The sequence below is a fragment of the Gorillibacterium sp. sgz306347 genome, assembly GCF_059735245.1.
Genome location: NZ_JCAPET010000007.1, coordinates 29,049 through 46,855, shown reverse-complemented (window position 1 = coordinate 46,855; position 17,807 = coordinate 29,049). Strand labels below are relative to the sequence as shown.

Sequence of the window (17,807 nt, the reverse complement as noted above, 5' to 3'; positions counted from 1 at the left end):
GCGGAAGATCGTTTGGATGGGACAGCTGGTAAGAAGCAGCCGAGCCGAACGGCAGGCTTGCCAGCCGCGCCCGTTCGCGTCTATACTGGACGTAATCTTTTTCCATGAGGTGAAGGAAGTTGGCATTCCGCATCGTTCGAGGTAGCTGATTTTCGGGCTGGGTAATACGCGTGCCAGCCGCCAAGGGGGCCGTCTGCCCTTTTGAATGCACAGAAAATCATGAACTTGAATGATGCCGGTTGTCAGCATGGATATAAGCCAAAGGACACCGGAACACCACTCCTGCGCGGCGGATGCGCGTTCATCCGATTTGCCGGGGGCGGCGGGCGGTCCTTTGGCTTTTTGCGATCTTATGGAGAGGATGGAACAGAAGATGAACGAGGCGGACTACAAAGCCTTTTACGAACGGGTTGGAAAAGCAAACGGGTGGAACTTCAGCTCCCTGCAAGTGCAGGCGGAGGGCGTGGAATGGGACTTTTACCAGGAGGTCAGGGAGCGGTGCAGGCCGTCCGGTCTGCTGCTGGACATAGGCACCGGGGGCGGGGAGGCGCTGCTCACGCTGGCGGACGCGGCCTTGCTGCTTGTGGGCATCGACCGGTCGAAGGGAATGCTCGCGACGGCGGAAGCAAACCTGCGGCAAGCGGGAAAGGCCAATGTGCGCGTGCTGCGGATGGATTCGGAGCGGCTGGCGTTCCCGGATGGATTTTTTGATGTTGTGTCATGCCGCCACGCGCCGTTTTCGGCGCGGGAAGCGTTCCGGGTGACCGCCGGGGGCGGCGTCTTCCTGACGCAGCAGGTCAGCGAGCACGACAAGCGCAATCTTGTCGATGCCTTCGGCCGCGGGCGTGTCGATGCGGTGGACGGCGAATTGCGGGAGCGGTATCTCGCGGAGCTGCGGGACGCCGGATTTCGCGAGCTGAACGTAATGGAATACGACGCGGCGGAGTATTACGCGACAGCGGAGGACCTGGTCTTCCTGCTCAAGCATACACCGACCGTTCCCGGATTTGGCGAGCAGGAGGGCGACTTTGCCGTGCTGGAGCGGTTTGTGCGGGAGAACCGGACGGACAAAGGCATCCGGACCAACGCGAAGCGGTTTTTGATTGTGGCGCAAAAATGACGGAAGAAGCCGGTTGAACAGATCGGAACCAAAAGCCAACCCAGGCAAGGGTTGGCTTTTTGCAGCTTCCCTACGTTGCTGCCGTTATAGGTGCACGAAGCAGCCGCTAAACGAATGTTCCTTTTCAATCGAATTCGGCCTATCTTGCCTGTTTCTCCATATGGTAATGTAAAAATGAACCGGTTTATTAAGAACTATACTCTTGCTCCGGGGTGACGCCAGTGGACCATACCCTTCAAGACTATGAAACGGAAAAGAAGAGGATGAACAAAGCGCTGCTGAAAAGCTTGGCCGTGCTCCTTTTGATTGCTTTATGCGGCGCCGCCTATGCCTACTATTACTTTTTTGTAAGCCTTTCCCGCCTTCCGCAGGGAGAACTCATGGCCGCTTCCACGTCTCCAACCGGGGCTTACACAATTAAGGCATATGAAGTTAATGGCGGGGCCACCACAGGCCTTTGGATCCGGGCGGAGCTTCTTCGGAACGGACGGGGAACGAAACCGAAGACCATCTACTGGAGCGAAAAAACCGATCCCAAGGTGATGATTCGCTGGCAGGACGATCATAACGTGACCATCAACGGTGTAATCTTGCGCGTGCCGGGCGAAACGTACGACGGAAGAAAATGAGCCGCACTCATGGATCTCTTCTAATTGAATTAGCCGGCATGGCGGGAACATAGGAAGGAGGAGGGGATTGCGGCTGCATGGCGGCTCGCCAGGGACCGGACTGCGGCAATAAGTTCATTTTTTCACAATCCTTTTTTAATCTTTCCTTGTAAGATACGTAGGTGGATGACCCTCCGCCTGTACAGGCGCCCAGGAATGAAGGTGTCCGCGTGCCGGAACGGATTCGATTAACTGACCCGCTTAAAACCACACCAGAGAGATGAGGCTTCCCCATGTCGAATCTTACAAACGATAACCAATATTATGCCTGGATTGAACAGCAGTGGGCTACCGCACCCGTTAAAAAAGCGGAGGCCGTTGGCGATTCTGCATCCCGCGAGGTTCGCCGGCTGCAATTTGCGGATGGAACGGTTCGGTACTTGAAAGAGATGGAGTCCCGGGAACAGGTCGAAAAGGTGCTCTCCATTCAGGATGTACTGGCCGAACAGGGGATACGAATAGCCGTCTATCTCCGGACGGCAAGCGGCAGCCGTTGGGCCGTTTACCAAGGGGAGCTTTATGTTCTTTCCGATGAACTGAAAGGCCGTGTGGTCCACGAACCGGGACCGGAATTAGGCGCTTGCTATGGCCAAGGCTTGGCGGCTTTGCATGCTGCGTTGAAGGACGTCCAGCCTTCCGGAGACCGCAGCCCCGCTATGGACCTCGATCAGCAATTGATCCATTGGGTGCTTCCCCGCACGGTAGAGGCGGCTGATCAACTGGGACGGAAGGAAGAGCTGACCAGTCTGATCGCCGGTCTTTTTACGGTTGGGCTGCCGCTCATAACCGGCCTCCCGCAGCAATTGATCCATCGGGACGCCCATCCGGGCAACATGGTTTTAGGAACGGACAGAAGGGTCGGTTTTCTGGATTTTGAAATCTCCGTCACGGGAATCCGTTTGTTTGACCTCTGCTACTTCTGCACCTCTCAATGGTCCGCGGCATTTCGGGACCCGATGAAGCACACGGCCTGGCTCCAGCTTGTCCGCGAGCTCAGACGGGGATATGAAAAGACCGCTGCCTTGCTGGAGGCGGAGAGAGCAAGCGCATTTTTTGTCATGGCTGCGATTCAAATGATCTTTGTTGCCTTTTGGCGGGATCAAAAAAGGACGGATTTAATAAACCAAAGTCTGGAGGGACTCTTTGCGCTGCTTCCTCTGAAAAGCAGGATTGAGGATGCCTTTTGTCTTCATTAGAAGGTTCCTGGCTTACCTCTTCCAATCTTTTTGGGAAAGTGGGGACTAACGTCTTGACTGCGCCCTCAGGAGACACTTTATGATGATGCCAGAGGTGAAAAAAGTGGGCTACAGGATGGGTCAATTTGCCGGATTGCACCGGGTTTCCAAAAAAACGCTGAGGTACTATAAAGAGATCGGTCTTCTGGAACCGGCCGGGATTGATCCCGAGAATGGTTATGCTTTTTATGAAGAAGAGCAATGCAGCCGCATGCGACAGATCCAGTACCTTCGGAGGCTGCGATTTCCTCTCGAGGAGATTCGCGCCCTGTTGGAGGCGGAGCCCGAGTCATGGGCTGCTTCTGTACAAGCCCGGCTCGCGGCCGTTCGGTCGGAGGGGCGTCTCCTCTCCCTCATTGAGCAAGAGCTGCTTGCTTTTGAAGGGCGGATTCGGGACCGGAAGGAGCTATGGAATCCGGCAGCTTATGTAACCGAATACAAGGTGGATGTTTTTGAACTCCCCGAGCCCCTTGACGTTATTGGTCAAGCCGCACGCGTGCCTTACCGCAACAACGAGGAAAAGCAGCCCATCATCGACCGGTTGATCGGCACTTACTTCGGCAACGAAGAGGCGGAAAAGATTCCCCATCGAGCGGTTCCTTTTACCACGTTCGGAGTGGTTTGCGAATGCGAGAAGGATATGAGCGAGGGAACCTACCTGTTGGGCGCACAGGTTACCAGCCTGGAGAGCATCCCTAAAGGCATGCGCAGCTTTCGTCTGCCGGCAGGCTTTTACGCGCGGGTTACTTTTCAGGCGAGTGACAGGGAAACGCTCACGAATCCGGCATTGGAAGGCGCCTATGATCATTTGTTCAACAAGTGGCTGCCCGAATCGGATTACCTCATGACGGATATGTTGGCTGCGGAGGTGTACAGAGAGGACCGGATGGAAGTGCCGGTTCAGCCCGAGATGGAAGTATGGCAGCGGGTAATGCCGAAGCAAAACGAATGGAGGACTCCCCCGTATGCTTCAAAATGATTGTTTTGCAAGTGAACGCTTGACCTACCGACCTTTTCAGATGGAGGATCTGCAAACCTATGTAGCCATGTGCAACGAGCCTTCCCGAAGGCGATGGTTTTACTTCCAGGAACCGCACTGCCTGGAAACCTCTTTTTGGGCAAAAGGAATCGCAGCGGATATCGCGGCCTGGTCTCAAAAGGTTAACCTTCTTTCAGAAACAGCCGGCTACAGCCTGGCGATCGTCTTGAAGAAAACCGGCCAGCTGGTCGGGTGCATCAGTCTTTCAAAATTCCATGGGCCGGAAGAGGAGCTTGACCACGTAGAAATCGGCTATCACGTCGGGGAAGCTTTTCAAGGAAACGGATATGCCACTGAAGCGGCGATAGCCGCTGTTGAATGGGGGCTGGCCAGCCTTGCCGAGCTGGGGACGGAGCCGAAAATTGTCGGAAAAGCGGAGCATGAAAACTGGCCTTCCCGCAGAGTGCTTGAGAAAGCGGGATTTGACTTTGTTCGTGCGGAGCAATATGTAAGTGTGTACGAAATCATCGGGGGAAAATAACCGGCAGGAGAGCATCACCCGGCGTGCCGTTTCCATTACCCTGTCATTCCCGTCAGCACACTGACGGGAAATTTTTGTTTTTGGGTGGGCATAATGGATCTATTGCTGCCACGGGAGGAGCTGGTCTGACGCGGAGATGGATCAACCGTTTGTAATATTGCCGGAGGAATCGGGGCCGGAGGGCGTTCAGCATTGCGAGCTTTGCGGGCTGTCCAGGCAGCGGAAACGTGTCATTTGGGGAGAAGGGAACCCGCATGCTCCCCTCATGCTTATTCTGGACAATCCCGGAGCCCGTGAGGACCGGGAAGGGAATGCGTTTCTTTGCGGGACCCGCGAAACTCTGCAAGCGGGAATGAGGGAAGCCGGTCTGGAGACGGATTCGGTTTATGTGACTTATTTGCTGAAATGCCGGCCGCTGCGGGCCTATGATAAACCCCATGCCAGATCGGCGTGCCTTCCGCATTTGCAGATGCAGCTTCAACTGAAGCAACCGCTCGTTTTGTTCGGCTTCGGGAATGTCGTGGCGGAAGCGCTGCTCCCGGAGGAGGAAAACCCCAGTGTCAAAGAGCTCCGGGGAAGCTGGCTTCAATTTGAAGGAACCCCCGTCGGCTTTACCTATCACCCTCTGGCGGTAAGAAGGCGGCCGAATTTGAAGAAGCATTTCGTTGAGGATCTGAAAGCATTGAAGGAGAAGTGGGCGGAGGTTCAAAGGGGTTAGGTGCAGGACCAAACAAAACGGATGCCGCTCGCAGGGCATCCGTTTTTTGCGGTCTGCAAAAACCAAAAAACCCGGCAAATTTGCCGGGTTTAAAAATGCAGGATAAGGTTGCGCAGCAAAAATCGCTGTGCTATGATAAAAAAACGACCATTTATTTCTAAATATGCACAACAATTCCATGTTAGCTTCATCTTTATCTTACCACGGAGCGGCACGGGTTGTCAAACATCTTTTTTCGCCAAATTTTTGAAGGGGTGTGGCAGTAGAATGCTAAGCGCGGACGATTGGAGACAAGAGCGAAATTACCTGGATGAAGTGACGGAAAAGCTGCAAACCCGTATTGCCGAGCTGGAGCCGGAGGTTGCCGGGCTGCATGAACAGGCGGCGGAAATCCGCAAGCGCTTTTGGGAGGAAGTGACCGTAAACACAGGCTCGGACGAAGATTTCGAAGAGACCTTCCACAGCATCAGACAGCAGGAAGCGTTGTTGTCGGAGCGGGAGCGAAGCCACCGGCAGCGCGTGCAGCACTGGAAGAGCATGAAGCGGCTGCTGCCTTCCCCTTATTTCGGGCGGATTGATTTTCAGGAGGACGGCTATCGCTATTGCGAGCAGGTCTATATCGGTGTCTCCTCCTTCATCGATTCGGACGGTATGAGCTTTCTGGTTTATGACTGGCGCACACCCATTGCCAGCATGTACTACGACGCTTCTCCCGGGCCGTCCAGCTATGTGACGCCGGGCGGCCCCATCTCGGGAACGATGACGCTCAAGCGGCAGTATCAAATCCGGGAAGGCCAACTGCAAAACGTGTTCGATACGAGTGTAACAATCGGCGATGAATTGCTGCAGCAGGTGCTCGGCAAAGGGGCGGATCACCAAATGAAAAGCATTGTCGCCACCATCCAAAAGGAACAAAACGCCATCATCCGCGACGATGAAAGCCGGATGCTCATCGTGCAGGGAGCGGCCGGGAGCGGGAAAACCTCGGCGGCCCTGCAGCGCGTGGCGTATCTGCTGTATAAAAACCGCGAGCGGCTTAAGGCGGATCAAGTGGTGCTTTTCTCGCCCAATCCGATGTTTAACAGCTATGTGGCCGCTGTTCTCCCCGAGCTCGGCGAGGAAAACATGCAGCAGACGACCTTCCAGGAGTACCTGAACTACGGGCTGGGCAGGACGTTTCGGCTGGAGGACCCGTTTGACCAGATGGAATATGTGCTGACGGAACATGCGTCCCACGGGTATGGGGCGCGGCTTCAAGGCATTCATTACAAGGCGTCGCCGGCCTTTCTTCAAGCGCTCGGGCAGTACGCCAAGCGGCTGGAGCAGGAGGGCATGCGCTTCAAAAGCATCCGCTTCCGGGAGCGCGAGCTGATTACGGCGAAACAAATGGAACGCGTATTTTACAGCTATGACCCCTCCATCCGCATGACCAACCGCGTCGTCCTGCTGCAGGAATGGCTGCTGCGCGAGCTGGCTGCGTTGGAAAGCAAGGAGCGGGAGGCTTCCTGGGTGGAGGAGGAGCTCAATTCTCTCGACAAGGATCAGTACGCCGAAGCGTTCCAAAGCCTGCACAAAGAGAGAGGCGTCTTTGACTTTGCGGAGCAGTACGAAAAGGTGCGCGAGCTGATGGACGGCAAGCGCAGGCCGGACGAGGGCGATTTCGACTTTGCCGAACGGGAGGAAAGCCTGCTGCGCCGGATGATTGTGAAGGAGCAGTTCCGTCCTCTTAAGCGAAGCGTAAAGCGGATGTTGTTTATCGACATGCCGGAGCTGTACGCTCAACTGTTTCAAGCGGAGGCGGCTTTTCCTGAGATGACCCGTGGAGCGGAGCCCCCTTCGCTCTGGCCGGAAATCTGCCGGCAGACCGGGGAAAAGCTCGCCCGGGCCGAGCTTTTCTATGAAGACGCGACGCCGTACCTGTATTTCACGGAGCTGATCAAGGGCATACGGACGAACACGGAGGTCCGGCATGTGTTTGTCGATGAGGGGCAGGATTACTCGCTGTTTCAATATGAATTTCTCAAAAAGCTGTTTCCCCGCGCCCGCATGACGGTGCTTGGCGATTTCAGCCAGGCCATTTTTGTCCAGGCAACGGAGCTGTATGGAGCCGAGCCGCCGCTCCTTGGGCTTTACGGCGAGTCGGAAACCCGCCTGATCCGCCTGGTCCGCAGCTACCGGTCCACCCGCGAAATCGTAGCGTTCACGAAGGCCCTGCTGCCGGGCGCGGCGGAAATCGTGCCCTTTGAACGGAGCGGGGAGAAGCCGCTGCTTTCCCAGGCGGACAGCGTCGAAAAGCGGGCGGCGCGAATAGCGCAGCACCTCAAGGCGCTTCGGGCGGAAGGCTTCGCGTCCATCGGCATCATCACGAAAACGGCGGCCGAAAGCGAAGCGGCCTACGCCCTCTTGACCTCGCAAGGATGCCGGGAGGTGAAGCTTGTAACGAAAAACACGCCCGTTTTCGAAAAGGGAACGCTGCTGATGCCCGTTTATCTCGCCAAGGGGGTTGAATTCGACGCGGTCCTCATCTACGACGCCTCCGCGCAGACGTATCACCGGGAAAGCGAACGCAAGCTGTTTTACACCGCATGCACGCGGGCCATGCATCGGCTTGTGCTTTACGGAGAAGGGGAATGGACTCCATTCCTTCGGGAAGCGAACCCGTCTCTGTACGAGATAGAGCGCTAGAGGCTGCAAACTTTTACCGGTTCAGGTATAATAGACGCATTCCGGATCACGGGAGGGGATACTCATGGCAATCCGAGATTGCCGGATTGGAAAAACCTCATGCAGAGCCTTTAGGGGAGGCGATACTTTGCATGGGGTGAACGGAGTTTTTCAAAACGTCGCCTGAAAAAGCAGGGTTCGTTTCTAATAATGGCTTTGCACCTTATTCCATATTCAATCCAATAAGGGGCTGAGCGCCATGTGCGAACCATTTATTAGAAATTGCCAATACAATATGATCAAAAAGCAGGCAGACGCCGTGCTGTATGCCATTCGAACGGCGGGCGATCCGAAGATCGTGGAGTCTGTCCGTCTCGGCGCGCAGGCCAAGACGGCGGAGCTGTTTCCAGACGTAACGGACGACCGGAGGAAGCTGCTGGAGTCCGTTTCGGAGCTCAAGACGGCGGAGGACTTTCAAGCCTATATGCAGGCGCTTGAGCCGTATCTGATCCCGTTTCCCGCCGTTACGGAGAAGCAGATTCGGAAGCTTTTTCCCAAGAACAAGAAGCTGAAGCTGCCGGACCTGACGGAGACCGACTTCCGCTACGTAACCTACCTGGGCTGGACCGATATTGCGACGAATAAAATGTACCTCGTGTACCAGCAAGACGGCCGGTTTGCAGGGGTAGAGGGCAGGTATACGCCGACCCATAAGAAAAGCTACTGCTTCGCGTGCAACCGCTATGAAGAGCTGGCGTTGTTTTCGGCCATTACCAAAAAAAGACCCGCGCACGTCTCGTCCGATTATTACAAGGCGGTCGGCAACTATATCTGCGCGAACAGCCTTGACTGCAACAAGAACATCACCGATGCTTCGTCACTGGAAAAGTTTATCGGCTCGGTTCTCGATTGAATCGACCATCGCATAAGGAAAGAGGCGGCTGCGGCCGCCTCTTTTTTTTGTTGCCGGGTGATTCACCACTCCTTTTTCTCATTAAAAGGTTAAAGAGAGAGCTGTAAAGAAAAGACCAAAATTTTTTCGACATTATTCGACGATTTTTGATATATAATGAAGAGCATTCTTCTCTGTTTTGCGCAACATCACCTTTGAGGATGGGAGTTCTAGGAATGGAAGCGGTAAGAAAATTGCTCCTCATTTTCAATGGCAGAGAGCGGCGGCAGCTGGCGATCCTGTTTGTCCTTATGATTGTCGCAGGGCTCTTTGAGACGATCGGGATCGGCTTGATTGTTCCGTTTATCGATATCGTAGCGAATCCGGACAGGATCCATACCCATGTTTTTTTATCCCGGATGTACAGCTTTTTTCATTTTCCATCGACGTCTGTTTTTCTGGTCGGCTTGTCCATTTTGCTGATCCTTGTCTTTTTGTTAAAGAACCTGTACCTTCTTTTGTTTTATCAGCTCCAATTCCGTTTCGTCTATCATCAGCAGGCCCAAAAGTCGCAGCAGCTGCTGCGTGCTTATTTGGCAAAGCCTTATGTCTTTCACTTGCAGCGGAATACGGCGGAGTTATTAAGAAACATTGGGAGCGAAGTCGATCGTGTGTTTGTTCATGTCCTGTTTCCCTTTTTTATATTGGGGACCGAACTGCTGATTCTTGGCTTTATCTTGGTACTGCTGCTGGTTATTGAGCCGTTAGGAACGCTGGTTTCGATTGTGCTTTTGGGAATAGGCGTCACGTTGTTCCTCAAGCTCTTCCGCCGCAAGCTGGGCACTGCGGGCAAACAGCAGCAAGAAGCGAACGGCGAGATGGTGAAATGGATCAATCAAAGTCTGGGAGCCGCCAAGGAATTAAAGGTGTCGGGAAAAGAGCCCTTTTTCATTCAAGCCTTCGCCAAGCACAGTTATTCTTATGCCCGAGCAAAAAGGTTCTACGAAACGTTGAACCAGGTACCGCGGATGTTCATCGAGACGATTGTCGTCTTTACGATCATGGTGACGATGTTGCTGATCGTTTTCCGAGGCGGCGATATGACGTCGTTAATGTCCACCATGGCGCTTTTTGCAATGGCAGCCTTTCGCCTGATGCCATCGATGAACCGGATTGTGAATGCGATTTCCAGCATTCGCTACCATTTCTCCGCGTTGGAGGTCCTGTACGAGGATCTGTCCGCTGGGGCGGCGGAGTCCGAAAAGCCGGTTACGGATACAGGAACGGGGGCCGCCAAGGCGTACTGCCGTGAAATCCGCCTGGAAGGCATCCGGTTTCGTTATCCCGGGCAGCAGGACGATGCGATCAAAGAGGTAAGCTTAAGCGTTCCAATTGGCGCTTCGGCTGCGTTTATCGGGCCGTCCGGCGCCGGAAAGACGACGCTGGTGGATTTGCTGCTGGGCATCCTCGAACCGGATGAGGGACGCATTACCGTGGATGGGGTCAGCCTGCGGGAGCAGCTTCCGCTTTGGCAGAAGAAGGTTGGCTACATTCCCCAATCGATTTATTTATCCGACGATACAATCCGGCGCAATGTAGGCTTCGGCGTTGAAGACGATAACCTTGACGACGATACCGTTTGGCGCTGTTTGGAAGCCGCCCAGTTAAGAAGCTATGTAGAAAGGCTGCCTGACGGGCTGGATACGCTTATCGGAGAGAGAGGCGTCCGGTTTTCCGGCGGACAAAGGCAGCGGATCGGCATCGCCCGGGCCTTGTACCATAATCCTGAAATTCTGGTTCTGGATGAAGCCACCTCCGCTTTGGATTCCGATACGGAGCAAGGGGTCATGCAGGCGATCGAACCTCTGAAAAGGGAAAAAACAATCCTTATCATCGCCCATCGGCTAAGCACGATTCAGAATTGCGATCTGGTTTTTGAACTGGTCAATGGACAGCTAAGCAGCAAAACTTTCAAGCAGGCAGGAGCCTCGACCGACAACTAGTGAAAGGGGACAGCAAGATGGTCTTGGTAAGCGTTATCATTCCTGTTTATAATTCGGAGAATTATATTGAACAATGCCTAGCTTCCTTGAGCCGCCAAACGTATAGGGACTTTGAAATCATCGTGGTGGATGACGGCTCAAGCGACCGGTCTGTGGAGATCGTGGAACGCTATGCAAGTCATGAGCACCGAATTCGCTTGTTGAGACGGATGCATAAAGGCGTGAGCGCGGCAAGAAATTATGGGATTAGCCGTGCAACCGGAGAATACGTGATGTTTGTGGACAGCGATGATTGGGTGGAGCCAGCTACCCTGGAGATATTGAGCGCACCGCTTGCGGCAAATCGTCCGGACATTCTGGTTTTCGATTTCGCCATCGAAGACGAAATGACCCGGGAAACGGAAGTGCTCGGCCACAATTTACCGGCGGGAGTCCTGCTCGATAAAGACCGGATCAGGGTCTCCGTATATCCTTTTCTGATTCGGCATGAGATCTACAACAGCTCCAATAACAAGCTGTACAGGCGGGAGCTCATCCGGTGCCAGATGGATGAGGACTCTTCATGCGGAGAGGATTGGAAGTTCAACCTGGAGATGTTCGACAGCGCGCAAACCTTATATTACGTAAATAAGCCTCTTTACCATTACAATCATCGCTATAACAACAGCTTGACCAAACGATACCGCAAAAACCGGTTTAACGAAATCAATCTCTGGTATTATCGCCATGCGAAAGCCTATGCAGAGCGCTGGGGCCTCTCTCTCAAGGGACCTTCCGAAGTATTCGGCTCAATGACGATTTGGGCGATTCTGGGAGAGTTTTCCCGGCTGAATCAAGTTCCCGTGCAACAAAAAAGGAAGAATATTCGAAGCTACGTGGGGCACCCCCTGGTCAGGGAGGCTTTAAATAATCTGAACCGCTTTGAACCCGGACTTACCTTCCGAAAAGTGGTCCTGTTTCAGCTCATGCGTTGGCAGTGGGTGACGGGCCTGGTCGCAATCGCCTTGCTGTATAGGGGAATGCACCGGTTAAAAATACGGCTGAAGCGTCCCGTTTATTTGCCCCACTTGGCGTTGTATGGAAAAGGCGGTTAAGCGATGAAGAAGCTGTTAATGCTCTCGCCGGTGCTGCCTGATGCGAATGGCACAGGAAGGGAAAAGCGTGCCCATCAGTGGCTGCACCTATTATCGGACCGGTATGAGATCCGTTTGTTTGTTTTTGGAGATGCCGGAAAACAGGGGCCGAAACAGCTGCCCAACGTAAAGGAACTCCATGTTATCCCCCTTGCGCCGCCCGAAAGAGGCCAAGGAAGACGAAAGAAGTGGGGCTTGCGGTTAACCGGAAGAGGGAAGGGGCTGCTGGGATGGGCGCGTATGTCCGATGAGCAGAGACGGCAGCTGACGGAGTTATGCGCTGGAGAGCGGTTTGACCGCATGCTCATCTTCCGGTTGTATTTAATGGAGCATGCCGAGTTTTTGCGCCGGTTGACGAAGCCAAGGACGGTTGAACTGGATCTGGATGATCTGGAATCGGCGACGCGCATAAGCATTGGAAAACTGTTGGTAAAGCGGAAACATTGGAGGGCGGGGGCACTTCATTTGCTATCAGGCTTGTCCTTTCTCAGGCAAGAGAAAAGACTGCATCGCCGGTTCGCCAAGGTTTACGTCTGTTCCCCGGAGGATCGGCTTGCGCTGGGGAAGCGCGATCCAAAAGCAGAGGCGGATGTAATGCCCAACCGGTTGCACGGGGCCCCGCAACCGCTCGAGATGGTGAACGACCGGCGTCAGTTTCTGTTTGTCGGCTCGCTGAATTACTACCCGAATGAAGAAGCCGTGATCTGGTTTATCCGTCATGTGCTGCATCGGTTGCGGAAAACGGATGACCGGTGGACCCTGCACATCGCGGGAGTCGGGGGCCACGAGCGGTTTATCCAATTGCTTGCCCGGACAGAGGGCGTCCAATTCCACGGGTATGTTCCGGAGCTGAAAGAGGTCTACGGAAGGGCTTTTCAAGTGATCTCACCGCTGCATGCCGGGGGCGGCACCAAGCTGAAGGTGCTGGAGGCTTTATGGTACGGGCGGCCGCTTGTAGCGACTTCCGAATCCGTTCGAGGGTTGGGACTTATTCCGGATGTTCATTACCTGGCTGCGGAAACCCCTGACGATTATCTAACGGCCTGTACAAGGCTGGCGGAAGATCCGGGGCTTGCTTCGCGGCTGGTTGCGGCCTCCACCCGGCTTGTAAAGGAACGCTATACGTACCAGTGAAGTTATTTTACAGGCCCAGCGCCTGAGGGATGTTAGCCGATGAACATAAACTATATTTATTTTGCGGAAGACACCGGATACGGTATTGCCGGACGGGAACTCGTGAAGGCTTTGCGGGTGCAGGGCGTTCAAGTCGAAGAAACGCGGTTGTTGACAGGCCGGCCGAAATCGGGCGGGCGTTTGCTGAACGGGGAAGATAGTGAAGCGGCGGACGGCGTTATTGTTCATACGGTACCCGAGTATTTTCCCTATTGGTTGAAGAAGCGCAAGGCCAGCCGCTCCGATCGGCCGGTTTGGGGCTACACGACATGGGAAACGGACCGCATCCCGTCACATTGGCCGGCCATTTTGAATCAAATGGACGGCTTGTTTGTGACGAGCCGGTGGAACGAGGACGTTTTTCGCTCTTGCGGCGTCCGGTGCCCCATCCGCGTCCTGCCCCATGTTTCCCAGTTTCATGGCCAAGCCCCCGCTAACTGCTCCCCGGCGCTTAAAGAATTATCCTTGAAAGCAAATGGGAAGTTCGTGTTTTACCACATCGGGGTCTGGAGCGAGCGAAAGGCCACCGAAAATCTATTGAGAGCCTACCTGAAGGAGTTTTCGCGGAACGACCAGGTGCTGCTTATCCTGAAAACTGGCGAGGAGGATTGGTCCAGCTACACGCCCAGGTGGAAGAGGTGGGGAAAGCCTGCTGTTCGCCCTGCCTCCGAGCGGTTCGAGGAGCTGAAGCACAAACATCCGCTTTCAGCGGAAGCGGTCCATTTGCACGGCTCCCTGGAGGACCGCGACATCGCACAGCTTCATGCCCTCGGAGATTGCTTTGTGTCCCTGACACGTGGAGAAGGCTGGGGGATGGGGGCTTATGAGGCCGCCTGGTTCGGAAAAGCAATCGCGATTACCGGCTACAGCGGGCACCTGGATTACCTTCCCGCTCCGCTTTCTCTCCATGTGCCTTATCATCTGGCGCCTGTAAAAACGGCTTACGGGAGGCGCTCTTACCGGGATAAACAGCGCTGGGCGGAGGTCGGGGAAGAGGATGCGCGCAGGGCGCTTCGGACGATCAAGGAGGCGCCGGAGGAATATCGGGAAAGAGGAAGCCGGCTAAGCGCGGTTATGCGCGAGTCCTTTTCCGATCGGGCGATCGTAGAGCGTTGTATGGAGGTGTTGAAGTGAAGGCTCGGATTCCTCCTGTCTTTCATTTTGTGTTTGGGCTGCGGCCGCAAACAGAGCCGTTTCATCTGGTTCATTACTTGTGTCTGGCCTCCTGCCTGGAGGTCAATGAGCCGGAACGCATCTATTTTCACTATCACTATCTTCCATATGGGCCTTGGTGGGACCGCATCAAAGACCGGCTGGTCCTGAACCGGGTGGACCTGGATGGTGCGTTGTCGTCCTACGAATACCCGGATTCCAATACGGCGTCTTTTCGCTACGCCCATCTTTCCGATGTGACCAGGCTGCAAGTGTTGAAGGAGTACGGCGGGGTCTATGCCGATATGGATACGCTTTTCATAAAGCCGATACCCGCCGAGCTGTATGCCCCTCCTTGCGTGATGGGGAAGGAGCGCGTGGATTGGAATATGCCGGCCGCCCGGGAAGCCGGGGGTTCGTTGTGCAATGCTTTCATCATGGCGGAAAAGGGTTCTTTGTTTATTGAAGCCTGGCTGGAACAGATTCACGCGCATTTTGATGGAAGCTGGAGCGCGCATTCCACCTTTCTTCCCTATCAACTGAGCCAAACGCATCCGGCGTTGATTCATGTCGAGGAGGAGCGGTCGTTTTTCGGTTTGGATTGGTCCAGGCAAGGGATACAAGCCCTGTTTGAGCAAAAAGCGGATACCTCGGGTGCCTACAGCCTTCATTTGTGGAGCCATTTGTGGTGGGACCGGAGCCGGACGGAATATACCTTCTTTCACCAAGGACAGTTGACACCGGAATACGTCGCTTTTGCAGATACGACCTATAGCAAGCTGGCGAGAAGGTTCTTGCCGGGAGATATCGACCTGGACGAAAGACGATACGAGCGGGTTCGCCGGAGACAGCGCTTTGAGAACCTGCCGGCAAAATTACGCTGGCTTTGCCGAAAGATGCTGCGGACGTTGAAGCAAAAATGGAAGGGGTAAGCTTCCTTTTATCGGGGAGAGAGCCTAGCGGCAAGAACCTATACAAGCAATTTCCCATATGCTGAGGTATCCATCGGGCACTTACTGTTTGCTCAGATAGTAACCATATTCCAGCGGACGGGAATAGACGGCTTTTCGGGGGATGGCAAGGTCGTCGTAAAGGCTCTTTTGCGGCATGCCGTTTACTTCGATAATCCATAAGCGCCCTTCCGGGTCCAGGGTCAAATCCACTCCGACTTCGCAGAGGTGAATGCCGGCATCCAGCTCCAGAATCTCCGCCGACCGCATGCTCAGGTTATAAACGGTCGTCATCAGGCCCGGAACGGCCTCGGCCGGATAGAGCTTTTGCAGCTCCGTCTCCGTAAGGGAGACCGCCTCGCATATGCTGGTATTGAAGCAGCCGGCGTGAGCAAAACGGCTGACGACATTGGTGGTGGACCAGAGCCCCTCTTTTGTTTTTTGGACAAGCGCCCGGATATCGAAGATGCGGCCGTCCAGCGGAAGAGGGTAAATTCCTTTTTGAATCAAATAGGGAGTGTCCCCGATGAGTCCCTCGGCTTCGGAAACCAGCCGGCTCATGGAGCCTGCAACGAAGCCCGGTTTTACATAATGGTGGGAAAGATGAAACGCTTCTCCCTCCGTCCGTTCAATCCGGTAAACGCCCTTGCCGGTAAGGCCGCGGCGCGGCTTCAAGAAAACCAGCGGATGAAGTTGGAGCATGCGCTCCAAAGCATAACGGTCGTATGGCAGTGTCTCGGGGATATGCGGAGTTAACCAGCGGTTGATCGCCTGGTGCACCTCCCATTTGTCCAATTGGTTCCGGTGGTTGAAGCACTTCTTCTTCCCCAAAATATGCTCCAGCCGGTCCATTGTCTCCGTTTCCGAACCGTAGCACCGGTTATAAACCACCTTTGGAAAAGGAAAGGAACCCGTTTCCCATTTCTTGTTCCGGTAACGAAGACCTTGAATCCGTCTGCTTTCCCAATCAATATCGGCCGGGGAAAAGCTGAACATCTTCAAATTCAAAGACGGATGATGCTTCATGTATTTTTTTAAAGTCATCTTCCGGTGTCCGGCGGCCGCAACCAGAATGCCGAGCGTCTCCACATTCTCCATCTTGATCCCCTTCCCCACACAAGGATTGCCCTGCTGTAGAATATGTGAATGCGGCTCATATGCCAGGGGCATCCACATAGTGGGCCATCTCATCAAGTAATTGGCCTCCCAACACACATTTGTATTTGCGGAATACATTGTAGGCAGGGTGAAGAAAGCCCTTGTTGCTGCAATTACATTAACTAAGGAGTGTGTGTTATGGGAAGAGTAGGACCTCCCGGCCCCCCCGGCCCGCAAGGACCCGCAGGACCCGCCGGGCCCGCAGGAGCGCAAGGCCCCGCAGGAGCGCAAGGCCCCGCAGGAGCGCAAGGCCCCGCTGGACCGCAAGGCCCCGCTGGACCGCAAGGCCCCGCAGGACCTGCAGGGCCGCAGGGCCCGGCCGGGACACCCGGCCTTTTGATTGAATTTGCCTGTACCGAGTTTGCGGATGTCGTTCTTACCACCGCGGACCCGATAGCCGATCTGGCCACGCTGCTGATAACGGTAGACGAGGCGGGGAACACGGTTTGGCTGACCGCCTATGCCACTTGGACCCCATCTGCGGCAAGCCCCACCATTACGTTTACCATTCTTAGGGACGGCGTCACCATCGTGTGCACGGCAAGCGATACCCCGGTATCCGCCAACAGCCCGATTACAACGGCGCTTACCTGCTGCGACATGGCGGTTCCCCCCGGACCGCACAGCTACACCTTGCGGGCGACAGGCAACATTCCCGGAGCCGGCGGCATCACCATTACCATTAACGAAGGCACCCTTACGGCGGCCGAAATCAATACCTGATCATAGGATGAAAGAGCAGGTGGTAGAAACCGTCTGCTCTTTATCTTTGTCTTTCGATTGGACAAGCCGGCGAGGATGCCCACGGGAAGCGGATGCCGGGGGCCTGCCGGTTTGTTGTGCCCGGATTTGCTTTTTTATGGTATTGCATTGATAACTCCAAACCGGCAAAGGAGCGTTCCCGTACATAGTTTCCGGCACTACGCGTCCGGGAGCTCTTTGCCCCATGCGAAGCTCCTTGCGCTCCTTGCAGCAAATGCACCCAACACCGGCCCCGTAGGCAACTCCTTTCGCATCTGGCTGTATCTGCGGACACAGCTCCCGGCTCCGTACGCAGTTTTTGGTTTGTGCTCAGCCTCCGACTCCGCGCGAAGCTAACCCGTGTCGAAAAGGCGTCGCCTGGCGGAATCGCCACACCCGCCGCTTCTCCAGATTGGGGATATCCCGCTGTGTTTAAATGTGATGGATTATTGCAAAAGTACATGATTTTGCAGACGGAAAAGATGAAATTCAGGTTAATGCTGCGTTTATGCAGGATTTATCCGCACTTTGGAAGCGTTTGGGCTATGATACGTGGATTATCCTGCATAATCGCAGCATTTTCGGGAAAAGGGCTTCTTTGCTTGTGAAATGCTGCATTTTCGCAGGAAACGGGGCTCCCGTCTCGTGCAACGAGGAACGAGGCTGCCCCCAAGTCATCC

General features: G+C 54.7%; 15 protein-coding genes. 14 read left to right on the top strand and 1 reads right to left on the bottom strand.

The genetic code is table 11. From position 1 onward, the window contains the following. The first annotated feature begins 373 nt into the window (after positions 1-373). The 13 genes from AC6I6H_RS05920 to AC6I6H_RS05860 all read left to right on the top strand — a co-directional run bounded on the left by AC6I6H_RS05920 (position 374) and on the right by AC6I6H_RS05860 (position 15,210). Positions 374-1,120 (top strand): class I SAM-dependent methyltransferase, encoded by a 747-nt coding sequence (locus AC6I6H_RS05920; RefSeq protein WP_497952774.1) that lies wholly within the window; start codon positions 374-376, stop codon positions 1,118-1,120. 263 nt (positions 1,121-1,383) lie between these two features. Beyond that, entirely contained in the window at positions 1,384-1,749 is a 366-nt protein-coding gene (locus tag AC6I6H_RS05915; RefSeq protein ID WP_497952768.1) for a DUF5412 family protein, read from the top strand. Between the two features lie 272 nt (positions 1,750-2,021). Further along, the gene (locus tag AC6I6H_RS05910) at positions 2,022-2,984 is read left to right on the top strand and encodes a phosphotransferase enzyme family protein (protein ID WP_497952764.1); all 963 of its coding nucleotides are present in this window, start codon (positions 2,022-2,024) and stop codon (positions 2,982-2,984) included. 79 nt (positions 2,985-3,063) lie between these two features. After that, positions 3,064-4,002 carry a MerR family transcriptional regulator gene (locus tag AC6I6H_RS05905; RefSeq protein ID WP_497952759.1) on the top strand — a complete coding sequence of 313 codons (939 nt, stop codon included), beginning with the start codon at positions 3,064-3,066 and terminating at the stop codon, positions 4,000-4,002. Continuing rightward, the gene (locus AC6I6H_RS05900; protein WP_497952755.1) at positions 3,989-4,543 is read left to right on the top strand and encodes a GNAT family N-acetyltransferase; all 555 of its coding nucleotides are present in this window, start codon (positions 3,989-3,991) and stop codon (positions 4,541-4,543) included. The genes AC6I6H_RS05905 and AC6I6H_RS05900 overlap by 14 nt, the downstream gene beginning before the upstream one ends. Before the next feature lie 136 nt (positions 4,544-4,679). Next, complete coding sequence (locus tag AC6I6H_RS05895) at positions 4,680-5,261, top strand: uracil-DNA glycosylase (RefSeq protein WP_497952753.1); 582 nt, start codon at positions 4,680-4,682, stop codon at positions 5,259-5,261. Positions 5,262-5,528: 267 nt separating this feature from the next. Continuing rightward, a complete protein-coding gene (gene helD, locus AC6I6H_RS05890) occupies positions 5,529-7,946 on the top strand; it encodes an RNA polymerase recycling motor HelD (RefSeq protein ID WP_497952750.1) in 2,418 nt (805 codons plus the stop codon). A gap of 238 nt (positions 7,947-8,184) precedes the next feature. Next, the gene (locus tag AC6I6H_RS05885; protein WP_497952746.1) at positions 8,185-8,838 is read left to right on the top strand and encodes a FusB/FusC family EF-G-binding protein; all 654 of its coding nucleotides are present in this window, start codon (positions 8,185-8,187) and stop codon (positions 8,836-8,838) included. Positions 8,839-9,053: 215 nt separating this feature from the next. Next, positions 9,054-10,820 carry an ABC transporter ATP-binding protein gene (locus AC6I6H_RS05880; protein ID WP_497952742.1) on the top strand — a complete coding sequence of 589 codons (1,767 nt, stop codon included), beginning with the start codon at positions 9,054-9,056 and terminating at the stop codon, positions 10,818-10,820. A 17-nt stretch (positions 10,821-10,837) separates the two neighbouring features. Continuing rightward, positions 10,838-11,914, top strand: coding sequence for a glycosyltransferase family 2 protein (locus AC6I6H_RS05875; RefSeq protein WP_497952738.1), 1,077 nt, complete (start codon positions 10,838-10,840; stop codon positions 11,912-11,914). 279 nt (positions 11,915-12,193) lie between these two features. Next, the gene (locus AC6I6H_RS05870; protein ID WP_497952735.1) at positions 12,194-13,087 is read left to right on the top strand and encodes a glycosyltransferase; all 894 of its coding nucleotides are present in this window, start codon (positions 12,194-12,196) and stop codon (positions 13,085-13,087) included. Positions 13,088-13,126: 39 nt separating this feature from the next. After that, positions 13,127-14,260: a glycosyltransferase gene (locus AC6I6H_RS05865; protein WP_497952732.1), complete on the top strand. Its 1,134-nt coding sequence runs from the start codon at positions 13,127-13,129 to the stop codon at positions 14,258-14,260. After that, positions 14,257-15,210, top strand: coding sequence for a glycosyltransferase (locus AC6I6H_RS05860; RefSeq protein ID WP_497952729.1), 954 nt, complete (start codon positions 14,257-14,259; stop codon positions 15,208-15,210). Before AC6I6H_RS05865 ends, AC6I6H_RS05860 begins: the two co-directional genes overlap by 4 nt. 81 nt (positions 15,211-15,291) lie before the next feature. Here AC6I6H_RS05860 and AC6I6H_RS05855 read toward each other — a convergent pair whose 3' ends face one another. Then, positions 15,292-16,326 carry a YheC/YheD family endospore coat-associated protein gene (locus AC6I6H_RS05855; protein ID WP_497952727.1) on the bottom strand — a complete coding sequence of 345 codons (1,035 nt, stop codon included), beginning with the start codon at positions 16,324-16,326 and terminating at the stop codon, positions 15,292-15,294. 396 nt (positions 16,327-16,722) lie between these two features. On the opposite strand from AC6I6H_RS05855, the gene AC6I6H_RS05850 reads away from it, so the two are divergent. Further along, a complete protein-coding gene (locus AC6I6H_RS05850; RefSeq protein WP_497952725.1) occupies positions 16,723-17,109 on the top strand; it encodes a hypothetical protein in 387 nt (128 codons plus the stop codon). Positions 17,110-17,807: the final 698 nt, after the last annotated feature.

Excerpts from the sequence above, each read along its gene's own strand:
- AC6I6H_RS05915 (WP_497952768.1), top strand. The coding sequence starts at position 1,384 with ATGAACAAAGCGCTGCTGAAAAGCTTGGCCGTGCTCCTTTTGATTGCT.
- AC6I6H_RS05910 (WP_497952764.1), top strand. The coding sequence starts at position 2,022 with ATGTCGAATCTTACAAACGATAACCAATATTATGCCTGGATTGAACAG.
- helD (WP_497952750.1), top strand. The coding sequence starts at position 5,529 with ATGCTAAGCGCGGACGATTGGAGACAAGAGCGAAATTACCTGGATGAA.
- AC6I6H_RS05920 (WP_497952774.1), top strand. The coding sequence starts at position 374 with ATGAACGAGGCGGACTACAAAGCCTTTTACGAACGGGTTGGAAAAGCA.
- AC6I6H_RS05865 (WP_497952732.1), top strand. The coding sequence starts at position 13,127 with ATGAACATAAACTATATTTATTTTGCGGAAGACACCGGATACGGTATT.
- AC6I6H_RS05905 (WP_497952759.1), top strand. The coding sequence starts at position 3,064 with ATGATGATGCCAGAGGTGAAAAAAGTGGGCTACAGGATGGGTCAATTT.
- AC6I6H_RS05900 (WP_497952755.1), top strand. The coding sequence starts at position 3,989 with ATGCTTCAAAATGATTGTTTTGCAAGTGAACGCTTGACCTACCGACCT.
- AC6I6H_RS05895 (WP_497952753.1), top strand. The coding sequence starts at position 4,680 with ATGGATCAACCGTTTGTAATATTGCCGGAGGAATCGGGGCCGGAGGGC.
- AC6I6H_RS05885 (WP_497952746.1), top strand. The coding sequence starts at position 8,185 with ATGTGCGAACCATTTATTAGAAATTGCCAATACAATATGATCAAAAAG.
- AC6I6H_RS05870 (WP_497952735.1), top strand. The coding sequence starts at position 12,194 with ATGTCCGATGAGCAGAGACGGCAGCTGACGGAGTTATGCGCTGGAGAG.
- AC6I6H_RS05880 (WP_497952742.1), top strand. The coding sequence starts at position 9,054 with ATGGAAGCGGTAAGAAAATTGCTCCTCATTTTCAATGGCAGAGAGCGG.
- AC6I6H_RS05875 (WP_497952738.1), top strand. The coding sequence starts at position 10,838 with ATGGTCTTGGTAAGCGTTATCATTCCTGTTTATAATTCGGAGAATTAT.
- AC6I6H_RS05855 (WP_497952727.1), bottom strand. The coding sequence starts at position 16,326 with ATGGAGAATGTGGAGACGCTCGGCATTCTGGTTGCGGCCGCCGGACAC.